The following is an 11,921-nucleotide window of genomic DNA, read 5'->3' as shown; positions in this document are numbered from 1 at the left end:
ACGAGTCGTTTGTTCCGCATTTTCCTATTCCGTAAAAGTAAGTCTAAGCGGATTGTTCGGAACCGGATTGGGTCTTGTCGTTAAAAATAATGGAAGCGATCCGATCACGATCGATTCTTGCTCTGCTTCTCCTTGTTTCTATACGTTTTCAATTCCGGTGGCGGAGGGAGGAAGTTACAATGTTACTGTGGAACCTCCCGTTGCGGGACCGCCTTCCCAAGTCTGTTCTCCGAGCGGATCCAATAGCGGACTGATCGCAGGTTCCGACGCTTTGGTGAATGTTGTCTGTTCAAGAAGCACTTACAGTGTCGCATTGAACGTGAGACAATTGACCGGGGACGGATTAGTGGTTCGAAATAACGGTGAGGATTTGCTCGTTTCCAAAGCGACGGTGATTCCACCTGCTCCGATCCCGGATGTCTCGGAAACGTTTAGCGTGTTGGTCGCGGACGGGGGCAGTTACAACATAAGCATTCCTCAGCAACCGAGTCGTCCCGGTTTCAATCAAACCTGTTCCGTACAAGCTCCGAGTTCCGCGAGCGGCTTTGTCTGGGGCTCCAATATTACGATCCAAATCATCTGTTCCATCAATCTTTACAAGGTGAATGTAAATGTAACTGGTCTCGCCGGTAGTAATCTGAAAATTCAAAATAATTTAGAACAGATTTTGATTCCCTCAAACGGAGTCTATTCTTTCGCAACTGAGGTTGCTGATCAAGGTTCGTATAACATCAGCTTTCCGCAACAACCGAGTCCTCCTGGTTTAAATCAAACTTGTTCGGTTTATGGAACTCCTCCGGGCGACCCACCCGCTTCCGGCGCGATAGATGGAAATGATATCACCGTTCTGGTGGCTTGTTCTACGAACTCCTACGACGTGAATGTAAAGATGATTGGGCTTGCCGGAACGGGAAGCGCTACCGGTCCGATTTTGAAAAATAACTCGGAACAAATTACGATTCCCGCTAGTCCGTCAACTTCGACCTATACCTTTCCTACACGAATTATCGATGGAGGAAATTATAAGGTCTTAGTGGATCAGGCTCCGTCGAATCCGGATCAAACCTGTTCTTTGAGCGGTTCCGTTTGGAACGAAGGAGTGATTTCAGGTGCGAGCGTGACCGTGGAATATACATGTGTTACGAATTCCTATTCGGTAAAGGTAAACGTAACCGGCTTAGAGGGACAGGGTTTGAAACTGACAAATAACGGCGGGGACGAGTTGACATTCGATTCCAATGGATTACAGACGTTCACCACCGGTATTTTGGATCATTCTAACTATACCGTGGCGATCACGCAACAACCGCTGATCAATCCTCCTTATTCTTATCTTTCGCAAACTTGTTCTTTCGATACGACCTCGCCTGCGCCGGGTCCGACAGGTTCGATCCACGGAGGGCCTATCACGATTCAGGTCGTTTGTTCCAAGATTTTGGGTTTTACGTATTACAGTTTTCTGTCTAGTTTTACGGATCTGGAATATACGTATTCGGGGACAATTACAACGGATGCAAAAATCAAAGTAGATTTACCCTTTGGCGCGGTTCTTCCCAGTTCCGATCCTTCTGCGAGTTTGATTGCAAGTTTCGGTTTGTATTCTTCGGATACTTCGACGAATATAGCGGGTATTCCTCAGGTTTCGGAAGTTACTTCCAATCCCTTCGACGGTTCGACCTCGATCGTTTATACGATCGTAGATGATCTGCTGCCGAGCAGCACAAAAGACTATTTTCTTCTGCTTCGAAAAATCATTCCTATCGTCGGAACCGGAATCGGGCCGGTCTGTTTTGATAATTCCGGCGGTTTTCTCTGCGACGACGGTTCCGGAGGACTCTTGTCCGGATTTCCGACTCAATACGCGAATTATATATATCCCAGAATTTTCAGCGGACCGAATACTATCGGCGCAAGCAATCATCACACCACAAAGGATAAGATCACGGGACTTGTCTGGAAAACCTGTCTCCAGGGGCAAGCGGATGTGGCCGCCCCCAACCATTGTAGCGGAGCAAGCTCCTCCATGAAATGGCCATCCGCCATCACTTCCTGTAGCGGTTTGAATGCCGGAGCCGGATATGCAGGAATTAAGAATTGGAGACTGCCCACAATTTCGGAATTATCTACTTTAGTATATTATGGTGCTGTTGTGTCCCCTTCCGTTCAGTCGAATTACTTTCCGAATCAAGGTTCAAATCTGGATCTCTGGTCGATTAGTAAGAAGACCGCGTCAGGCACTTCCTCTTGGTTTCTACAATTTTCGGACGGTTTTTCTTATGACGCCAATAACAGTTCCGGAGCAAGTGGAGATACGTTTCGGGTTCGTTGTGTCTCGGGCGGACAGTGGCCTCGAGGAGACGGATTGATTACCAATACTTTGATCGATAGAGGAGATGGAAGCGTCGAGGATACTCTTACGAATTTACTTTGGAGGAAATGTTCGAAAGGATTGAGCGGGGCGACCTGCTCCGGCGGTTCCTTCGCTCCTAGTAATTGGAAAAATGCCCTTGGTTATTGTGCGAGTCTCGGATTCGGGCCGGCGGGAAGCCCTTGGAGACTTCCGAGCGTCAACGAATTGAGAACGCTCGTAGATCATAACTTCAACGATCCCTCTTTGATCGAACGATCCCTAAACTTATTTCCGAATACGCAGAACGGAGACTATTGGACCGTGACTAGCTTTTTACAGGATCCGACCCTGGCTTACATCGTTTCCTTTGCGGACGGAACGGTGGAAGCGTATTCGAAGACGGGAAGTACGAAAGAGGTTCGCTGCGTCACCGAAAAAGAATGAGTTATCTCGATTTTGAAATCATTCCACGCCGCAAGCGTCTATCTTAAAATTCTTTTGGAAAGTTGAATTTAAGAATGGTGTGTAAATCGCAAAATAAGGATAATTCCGTTTGTAAACTTTGGAAAAAAATCTATAATTTCCTACAAAACAAAAACCGATTTCGTTTATCGATTTTATCTTTTGTTTCAATGAAAGAATTCAGATGATCGTCCTTTTTTATCTCAGTGGAGGTCTTGCCTTTTTATTAGGAGTTTCACAAATAATCAATTCGTTCGCGAAGAGGAATTGGATTCTTTCCTGTTTATTTTTTTCGATGAGTTTTTATCTGATCAAAGGTATTTGTTTGCTTACGGGAGCTCTGCAGGAGTATTCTCATTTTTTCCTAATCGAAATATTCGTTACCCTTTCCGTCGGTCCGTTATTGTATCTCTATTTCAATCTTTTGATAGAAGACGGCGTACTTCGGAAAAAAAGAATCTATCTAAATTTTATTCCCGCAATTCTGTATCTCCTGTTTTGGGGGATTCATACTTTGAGAATTTTGTTTCAACACGAATCGTTTCGGGATCTCGATCATAATTACGAAAGCCGTTATACGCTTTTATATACCGTTGTTCCTTTATCTCCCGCGATCTACGTGTTTATACTAGCGCGGAAATACTATCTGATATTTAGGAATAATTTCTTTAAGGAAAAATGGCCGATCCATATACAGATCATTTTTATTCTTGCGATGATCTCGTGTGCGATCGGAATTTTGCTGGGAATCCGAACTTTGACGGGTTTGGATCGGGATTTTTTTGAAAGGCTTTATTTCTTTCTTTTGATTCTATTGAGTGGGATCGTTTTTTATACTTTTTTTATTAGTCAAAAATTTCCGATTACGTTCAATATTATTTCCAATACGATCAAACAGATTCAGTATGAAAAGACGACCTTGAAAAAAGTGGACGTAAGCGGCGTCGAGGCGAAGATAAAAAGTCTGATGGAAAACGAAAAAATCTATCAGGACGAAGACTTGAGTCTTAAATCCTTATCAGAAAGGTTGTCTATGACTCCGCATCAGCTGTCCGAATTTTTAAACGTAAAACTAAACATGAATTTTAACAGCCTTGTAAACTTCTATAGGGTTGAGGAAGCAAAACGGTTGTTGACTCAGAGAGAGGATCTCATCATTCTCAATGTCGCATACGAATCAGGATTTAATTCTTTATCCGCGTTTCATACCGCTTTTAAAAAACACGTCGGAGTGAGCCCGAATGCCTTTCGAAAACAAATCTTGAAGAATGAAAAAAGAATTTGAACTAGATAGAATAAAATCCTTCGAACTCGATTTGGTTTTGCGGTCGGAAATAAATGCGCTTCTTGATCGGAAGGAGCGCATTTATCTTTGTTTGAAAAAAACCGAGAATTTTACGCGTTGATTCTGAAGTAAATCACGTCTCCGTCTTGAACGATATATTCTTTTCCTTCGATTCTTAATTTGCCCTCTTCTTTTACTTTGGTCTGCGATCCCGCACGGTCCAAATCCTCGTAGCTCATCACTTCGGCCCGGATAAACCCCTTCTCAAAATCGGAATGGATGACTGCGGCGGCCTTCGGTCCCGTGCTGCCCACAGGAGTCGTCCATGCGCGCACTTCCACTTCTCCAGCGGTAAAGAATGTGATGAGACCCAAGAGTTTATATGCGGTTTTGATCATGCGATCGAGCCCGCTTTCCGATTCTCCAATTTCCGCTAAAAAGTCGAGTTGCTCGTTACGATCCAAACCGGAAATTTCCTCCTCGAATCGGCCGCAGAGGATTACAAGTTCGGCGTTTTCTTCTTTTGCCATCTGGCGAATCTGCTGCAAGAGCGGCGTATCTTTTTTTGCCGCGTCCTTGTCCGCGATGTTTGCGACATACATGACCGGTTTATAGGTGATGAGCTGGAAAGACTTTGCGATTTTTTTTTCGTCGTCTTTGAGATCGGCAAGTCTTGCGGGTTTTCCCGCTTTTAGAAGATCTAGGATTTTTTCGAGAACGACCGCAACTTCCTGCGCTTCTTTGTTTCCGTTCTTCGCATTTTTTGCGACTCTTTGGTATTGTTTGTCCGCGCTGTCCAAGTCCGCAAAGATCAGTTCCATATTTACGACTGCTGCGTCGTCCACGGGATTTACTTTTCCATGAACGTGCGTCACGTTTTCGTCTTCGAAAGCGCGCACAACGTGACAGATCGCGTCTACTTCCCGGATATGGGAAAGAAATTTATTTCCGAGACCTTCTCCTTGGCTCGCCCCTTTGACAAGACCTGCGATATCCACGAATTCTATGATTGCAGGAACGACCTTTTGCGGTTTTGCGATTTCCGCGAGGCGATCCAGTCTGGAATCCGGAACTTCCACGATTCCTTTGTTCGGTTCGATGGTGCAGAAGGGATAATTTTCCATCTGTGCACCCGCTTTGGTAAGGGCGTTGAAAATAGTGGATTTACCTACGTTGGGAAGGCCTACGATGCCGCAATTCAGACTCATGGAGTCCAGGTTTTCCGGGCAAGGTCTATGCGAAAAGTAAAATCGTTATTCCAGTTCCCAGGATTTCCCGGAACCGTCGCTGTTGAGAGAAAAACTTTCCTGCTTTAGCCGGATCAAACGATTTCCTCGAAAGAAGAAATTCAAAACGGAGACTCCGTTCGGAATTTGCAAAGAAGCGCAGCCAGTATAATATATGCCCTCGTTGAATTTCAAATCCTGCCCGGAGTTTAAAAGTCGTATCGCGGTCGTATCGTCCGGTTTTCCGGAAAGAATTTGATTCCATTCATCCGCGGTTTTCTCTCCGGCTAAGAATAGAATTCTTTCCGGGCTCCAAGAAAGTTCGATCGGATTCACGGTAGTTGAAAACCAGAATTTCAAAGATTCAAAATTCAATTCGAAAGAAGCGTTTCCGATCGAAGCGACGACCGTTTTACTCGGCGTTTGTGTTTGCTGAGTATTCCGCGAAGAAGTTTCCTTTGAAGAATTCGGTTTTGCCTGCGCATCGGATTTCCGTTTTTTTTCGGACTTCGTTCGGGATGTGTTCCGCTCTTTGGACTTCTTGGATTTTGCCGGCTTCTTTTTCGAAGTTGTATGTTTGAGTTCGATTTTGTCGGCGTACGTTCCGGAAGTTTGTCCGACCCCTTCTTGTATTTCCGCTTCGCGGGGAAGCGACTCCGAGGTTTTATCCGAAGGTTTTTCCGGATTCAGTTTCGGTTTGGATTTCGTTTTTTGTTTTTTTCTTTTCGGAGAAATCCCTTGTTTGCCCGACTTTTTTGGGGACGTCGGTTTAATTAGGGTTTCTTTTTTTTCCACGACAAAGGAGATCCAAGGGACCGCGTTTCCGGATGGAGAAGTCGGGAGATTCTCCGCAGCGGTTTGCGGAAAAATGTATAAGTCGTATCCGTTTTGACCCGCGAGATTGAGTTGTTCCGCAGGAGCTTCGGAAGCGAACGATCCATAGCCTACGAAAAACGCCGTTCCGTTTTCTTGCAGACGTTTGTTTTTCAGCCGTTTGAAGAATAAGGAAGCTGATTTGTAATATCGGGGTTTGTCCGCTTTTGCGGAAGGTTCGCAGACGAGAACGACGCTGACCGGACGATCCTGTAATCCGCCCGTTTCCGAAAATACATTCCGATCATAGAATATGCAGAAAATGGAAACAAGAAGAAACGCTTTTTTGAGATTCGTCCGGAACATTTCGATCTTAGGCGAGCCCTACGGACTTTAAAAGGGATTTTTCGAACTTCCTATAATTCTTTTCTTCTTTTTCTTGAAAGACCGCATAACGCGTTTTGTATTCCGGATCTTCCGCGGTTAAGGCGGATTTCATTTCGGCGAGATGGGATTCTTCTTCTTTGAGAATGGCTTTTAAACTGACTGGAATTCCGTTTTCTTCCAAGATCCGATCGTATTCCTGATAGAGAAAATCGGCGCGTTCTTCGATGAGATGGGTAACGTAAAGATAGGAAAGAAACGACTGCTTTTTTCCCCGGATTCCGGCCGCGTTTAGGTTTTTCAAAACCATTCCGTCCAGCCTTTGAAAGTATAAAAATGCGGGGAAACCGCAGTGAAGATTTTCCGTTTGATAGTCGGGGCAGGCACCCGGGGAAACTCGTTCGCTCATTCGTTTGAAAAAGTGCGCGTGCCTTGCCTCTTCCGAAGCGTGTCTAAGGATCATTTCGCCCATTCCGATTCCGCTTTGTGTTGCGAAAATTTTTCGGGAGCCCATGTGCTCCAAAAAGGAAATCGTGTTGAGCCAGCGGGAATGTTGTTCGGGTTCTTGGATGATTTTTTGTAAAAAAGTACGAATGGCTTCCGTGGATGAGGAAGTCCGGGTCAAAGCTGCGGTCATAAGCGTATCCTTGAAGACGCGGAGAAAAAATCATCGCTTTTTAAACTTTCCGCAGGATTTTATGTAGGAAAAGAATTTTGGAATTTGAAAGTCTCGTCGCACATGAATACAACCTTATCCTCCTTGAAGCAATACGGAAGTCTCATCAAGTTTTCGCATACACTGTTCGCTCTTCCCTTTGCCGGAATCGCTTTCCTACTCGCGTTTTTAAAAACATACGGAAAATCCGTTTTGGAATGGGTGATTCTTTCCGTACTCATTCTGATTTCGATGGTCTTGGCCCGTTCGGCCGCGATGGGTTTTAATCGCATCGTAGATACGGATATCGACGCAAAAAACAAACGCACCCAGGATCGCGAAATTCCCGCCGGAAAAATTTCCAAACGTTCCGCGATTCTCTTCGTCGTTCTTTCCTCTCTCGGATTTATCGTTGTGTGTTGGTTCATCAATCCGATGGCTTGGTGGCTTTCCTTTCCGACTCTGATGATTCTTTTGGGATATTCTCTTGCAAAGCGGTTCACTTGGCTTTGTCATTTTATTTTGGGGTTTTCGATCGGTCTCGCACCTCTCGCTACTTGGGTTGCGATTCGGGAAGAAATCGTTTGGGAACCGCTTCTCTGGACGATCGGTCTTGCGTTCAATCTTGCGGGCTTTGATATTTTGTATGCGCTTCAGGATCGGGAGTTCGATCAAAAGGAAGGTTTATACTCGGTTCCCGCAAAATTCGGAAGAAGAAATTCTCTTTGGATCGCGATTGCGAGTCACGTGATTTGTGTCGGTTTTTTATTCGCCGCCGGAATCGTTTCCGGATTAGGTCCGGTGTTTTTGGTTTTTCTCGGGATTACTGCGTATCTTCTCTTTCAAGAACATAAGATCGCAAGAGCCGCGGGGGAGAATTTTTTTCCTCCGAAGTTTTATCAGATTCATTCCTATATTTCCCTGATTTTATTCGCGGGACTTTTGATCGACCGTTTCTTTTATTTGGTGATTCTCGGTTGATCGCGAAAAAGATTTTCCGAAAGGTCGGAAAAAAAGAATGATCGAGCGGTTTTGAAGAAGCTGTGATGTCGCGTGAATCGTCGACTTTAAACAGTCGGATCGCGATTAAAAAGTATAGTATAATATTTGAATGGATTGGAACAAACTATGAAACTCGTATTGGGAATGGCCGGCGCCAGCGGTTCGATTTATGCGGAACGGTTTATCAAGGCATTGTTTACGATCGAAGGTACCACTTTTTTTATCTGCAGTCCGGCTTCTCTTCGCGTGTTTCGGGAGGAGATGGAATGTAAGGTTTCTTCTCCGAAGGAAATTTTGGACTTTATCGCTTCCAAATACAAACTGCAGACTTCTTCCCAGAAATTCGAGATCCGTAATTTTTCCGATATCGGAGCGGATATCGCTTCCGGTTCCAATCCTTGGAAGGCGATGACGATTCTTCCCTGTTCAATGAAAACGATCGCCTCGATTAACGCGGGTTTGACGGAAAATCTCATCGAAAGAGCGGCAGACGTAACGCTGAAAGAAAGAAGAACGCTCGTGCTTGTTCCGAGAGAAGCCCCTTATAATCGGATTCATCTCAAGAATATGCTGGAGCTTCACGACGCGGGCGGAACGATCTTACCCGCATCTCCCGGATTTTATCAGATGCCGAAATCGCTTGAAGACTTGGGGGATTTTATCGCGGAACGGGTGTTTCGTTTGTTGGGAATGGAATTGGATCTGTACCCAAGATGGGCGCCTTCAAAAACGAACGAAGAATGAGAAACAAATCGATTGTACACGGGGAATATCGGATTCGCAGCGATCAACGGAACGTTTTTATCGTTTCAGGAAAATTGTCTTTTGTTAAGCGAAATACTCGATGTCATGAATCTTCTTTTTGAGAGTGGATGCGTCTTCGTAGTTTTCTTTGGAAATCGCGTTGAACTTCTGAAGATACAATCCGATCAATTCTTCTCCCGTTTGTCCCGGCAAAAAAAGAGCCTTTTTGAAATTATCCAAATCGAACTCGGGGTGTTTTACGGAAAAATTTTCCACGAGCTGATCCATTTTGATCAGAGAAGCTTCTCTCGCGATTCCGGTCGATCTTCTGATTTTTAGGGAAAGATTGGCGAGAGCGTCTAGATATTCTCTGACCCCGCTTTCTTCCTCCGGAAAACTGACTTGGCCTCCGCCTACCTCTCTATTTTTGCAGATCTCGACGTACTTGATGACTACGCTGTTGAACTGATCCATTCTTTCCTGAATGTAATCGTTAGAGGCTTCTTTGGATGCGGGCATCTCGAAGTCACGGATTTTGATCACGTCGTACTTCTCGATGTTTTCGGAGATTACCTTCTTCAATTCCTCGTAACTTTCCAACGACACGGGAGGAAATGTTACGACGGGAAAGTTCTCTCCTATTTTTAGAAAGCTGACCACTACGTTAGACGCGATGATCTTCCCTCCGGGGCTGAGAGGGTTTTCACCAAAGACGTTGCAATATACGATCAAATTGCCCGTAGGGTTTTTTTCGGATCCCTTTTCAAACTTCAAGGTTCACCTCCCATCTCTATGTACAACAGACTCCAAAGCGCCTATTATTCCCACTTTTTTATTTCTTCATTTAGACTATCGAATATACTTTTGTAGGCTTGATATACGGGACCGTTTTTATCTTTGAGTACGGCCGGTTTCCCGTCTTCTCCCGCATTCATGATGTCCATTGTTAAAGGAATGCCACCAAGAAAGCTGGCATCGGATGATTCGGCTAACTTCTGCCCTCCGCCTTTGCTAAATATGGCAGAAGCGTGTCCGCACTTGGGACAAATGAACTCGCTCATGTTCTCGACAATTCCGAGTATCGGAACCTTTACTTGGGCGAACATGGCAGACGCGCGGTTCGCATCCAATAATGCGACCGACTGAGGAGTGGTTACGATCACGGCTCCGTTTAGATCGATCAATTGCGCGAGAGAAAGTTGAACGTCGCCGGTTCCGGGAGGAAGATCGATAAAAAGATAATCCAAATCGTCCCAGACGATATCGTATAAGAACTGTTCGACGGCCTTTCCGAGCATCGGCCCTCTCCAGACGACGGGTTGTTTTTCATCGATCAAGAAGGAAAAGGAAATGAGTTTGAGTCCGTCTTTTTCCAAAGGATAGATTTTATCTTCCTCCGCTTTCAGAGCCACTCTTCCGTTGACCCCGAACATTTTACCGACCGAAGGACCGTAGATATCGGCGTCCAGGATTCCCACTTTATATCCGAGTGATGCGGCCATCGCCGCGAGGTTCACTGTGACGGTGGATTTACCGACTCCCCCTTTTCCGGAGCCGATCGCGATGACGTTCTTCACACCGGGGATTTTGTTGGAATCGTCGAGAACGAGTTTGGGATCGACTTCGAACTTGATCTTTACCTTGCCCACTCCTTCGAGTTTGGTGAGAGTCTGACGAATCTGGGCCTCCAGTCCGATTTGAATTCTTCTGTCTTGGCTCGGAGTTTTGAGAAGAATACTCGTTTCTCCTTCTTGAATGTCGAGAGAACCCACCATGCCTAAGGACACGATGTCTTTTTTGAGTTCGGGATGTTTGATCTTCGTAAGTTCGCGTTGGATCTTAACTGCTTCGATTGTTGCCATTCTATTCCTTTTCTGAATACGAAACCAGCGGGGCTTTCGTAAATTTAGACTGTTCTGAATTGTAAGTATATCTTTGAATTTTGACGTTCCGTTTTTCGACTTCCAAAACATGGAATCCGCTTTCGTGTCGACGATCGGGAAGTCTCGTGCTGGACGCAGAATTGACCACGTAATACGGCAGAGATTCTCCGGGGAGTTTCACCCAGTTCGTATGAACGTGTCCATGCAGATACGCGAGAGGAGGTTTTTCCTTTAAGAGAGAGGCGATTTCATCGCGGTTTAGCAATTTATGATGTTCAGTTTCCTGACGATCGGCCGGATTCCAAATCGGATGATGACAAACAAGAATGTAGTCTTCGATCTTTTTTTCGGTAAGAATCCGATTCGTTTGCGAAACGATCTCCGGTTGTATCCTTCCATAAGCTCCTAAAATGGAAAGAGGAATGCTCGAATCCCAACCGACAAAATGAAGTCCGCTTATTTTTTTAATACGAATATAATGCGCGTTATGCGAAATCGATTCTCCCGAAAGGTCGGAATAATATTTTTCGTAGAGTGCATTTTCGCCTACGGACTGTTTTACGTAGCGGTCGTGATTTCCCGGAATATAAAAAACTTTTTCGCGAGGAAGTTCGCTTAACAATTTTCCCGCTTCTTTAAATTCGAGTTCGTGAGATACGTTCGTAATGTCTCCCGACACAACAATCGCGTCCGGATTTTCGGTTTCGATAAACCGAAGAATCGAATCCCAAACTTGTTTCGGATATTTTTTCTTTCTTCTCAAATTGTAGTTCAAGTATCCTACGAACATCTTTCCTTTGAGTTGGAAGAAAGGAACGGGAGTCGGAAAATGCAGATCTGATAAGTGAAGGATTTTCATTCGGATTCGAAAAGTTCCAAGATTCCCAGCAATTCCCCTTTGCGGACGATAGAACCTTTCTCTTTTATAATTTGCGTTAGTTTGCCTTTGACGGGAGACTCCATCGGGAAGCAAGCCTTGTCGGTTACTAACTCTAAAATTTCCTGACCTGGTTCCACCGAGTCGCCTAACTTCGAATTCCAATGTACGAGTTCGATCTTGTCGGTATCTCCAAGGTCCGGTGTGATCAATTCAAAAATGCCGGATTTTGGTTTCATG

11 protein-coding genes (1 of these 11 cut by a window edge) are annotated in these 11,921 nt (G+C 45.0%); 4 read left to right on the top strand and 7 right to left on the bottom strand.

Features of this window, described 5'->3' with window-relative positions:
- Positions 1-2,794, top strand: partial view of an Lcl C-terminal domain-containing protein gene (locus tag LFX25_RS09660; protein ID WP_238730052.1) — the 3' portion only. 29 nt of this gene lie to the left of the window's left edge; 2,794 of the gene's 2,823 nt are visible here — the last part of the coding sequence; its start codon lies beyond the left edge, outside the window; the stop codon is at positions 2,792-2,794.
- 202 nt (positions 2,795-2,996) lie between these two features.
- Positions 2,997-4,097: a helix-turn-helix domain-containing protein gene (locus LFX25_RS09655; protein ID WP_238730051.1), complete on the top strand. Its 1,101-nt coding sequence runs from the start codon at positions 2,997-2,999 to the stop codon at positions 4,095-4,097.
- 110 nt (positions 4,098-4,207) lie between these two features.
- Here the strand turns inward: LFX25_RS09655 and ychF are convergent, their stop codons facing one another.
- Genes ychF through LFX25_RS09640 form a run of 3 tightly spaced genes read right to left on the bottom strand, consistent with a single transcriptional unit; the run spans position 4,208 to position 7,157 of the window.
- The gene (ychF, locus tag LFX25_RS09650; RefSeq protein WP_118956505.1) at positions 4,208-5,305 is read right to left on the bottom strand and encodes a redox-regulated ATPase YchF; all 1,098 of its coding nucleotides are present in this window, start codon (positions 5,303-5,305) and stop codon (positions 4,208-4,210) included.
- Between the two features lie 45 nt (positions 5,306-5,350).
- Positions 5,351-6,502: an LIC11612 family fibronectin-binding protein gene (locus LFX25_RS09645; RefSeq protein WP_238730050.1), complete on the bottom strand. Its 1,152-nt coding sequence runs from the start codon at positions 6,500-6,502 to the stop codon at positions 5,351-5,353.
- A 7-nt stretch (positions 6,503-6,509) separates the two neighbouring features.
- Positions 6,510-7,157 carry a hypothetical protein gene (locus LFX25_RS09640; protein WP_238730049.1) on the bottom strand — a complete coding sequence of 216 codons (648 nt, stop codon included), beginning with the start codon at positions 7,155-7,157 and terminating at the stop codon, positions 6,510-6,512.
- Positions 7,158-7,259: 102 nt separating this feature from the next.
- Here LFX25_RS09640 and LFX25_RS09635 point away from each other — a divergent pair, with 102 nt between their 5' ends.
- Entirely contained in the window at positions 7,260-8,156 is an 897-nt protein-coding gene (locus LFX25_RS09635; RefSeq protein WP_238730048.1) for a 4-hydroxybenzoate octaprenyltransferase, read from the top strand.
- 147 nt (positions 8,157-8,303) lie between these two features.
- Positions 8,304-8,921, top strand: a complete 618-nt coding sequence (locus LFX25_RS09630; protein WP_238730047.1) for a UbiX family flavin prenyltransferase — start codon at positions 8,304-8,306, stop codon at positions 8,919-8,921.
- Between the two features lie 84 nt (positions 8,922-9,005).
- Here LFX25_RS09630 and LFX25_RS09625 read toward each other — a convergent pair whose 3' ends face one another.
- From LFX25_RS09625 to LFX25_RS09610, 4 genes are read right to left on the bottom strand one after another with little or no spacing between them, the layout of a single operon-like run.
- Positions 9,006-9,695: a hypothetical protein gene (locus LFX25_RS09625; RefSeq protein ID WP_238730046.1), complete on the bottom strand. Its 690-nt coding sequence runs from the start codon at positions 9,693-9,695 to the stop codon at positions 9,006-9,008.
- Between the two features lie 44 nt (positions 9,696-9,739).
- Entirely contained in the window at positions 9,740-10,783 is a 1,044-nt protein-coding gene (locus LFX25_RS09620; protein WP_238730045.1) for an Mrp/NBP35 family ATP-binding protein, read from the bottom strand.
- 1 nt (position 10,784) lies between these two features.
- On the bottom strand, positions 10,785-11,663 hold the full coding sequence (locus LFX25_RS09615) for a metallophosphoesterase family protein (protein WP_238730044.1): 879 nt from the start codon (positions 11,661-11,663) through the stop codon (positions 10,785-10,787).
- Positions 11,660-11,920 carry a lipoyl domain-containing protein gene (locus LFX25_RS09610; RefSeq protein WP_238730043.1) on the bottom strand — a complete coding sequence of 87 codons (261 nt, stop codon included), beginning with the start codon at positions 11,918-11,920 and terminating at the stop codon, positions 11,660-11,662. The genes LFX25_RS09615 and LFX25_RS09610 overlap by 4 nt, the downstream gene beginning before the upstream one ends.
- Position 11,921 lies beyond the last annotated feature (1 nt).

The organism is Leptospira sanjuanensis, from assembly GCF_022267325.1.
GTDB lineage: Bacteria > Spirochaetota > Leptospiria > Leptospirales > Leptospiraceae > Leptospira > Leptospira sanjuanensis.
The sequence above is the reverse complement of the archived record's forward strand: the minus strand, read 5'-3'. Positions and strand labels throughout refer to the sequence as shown.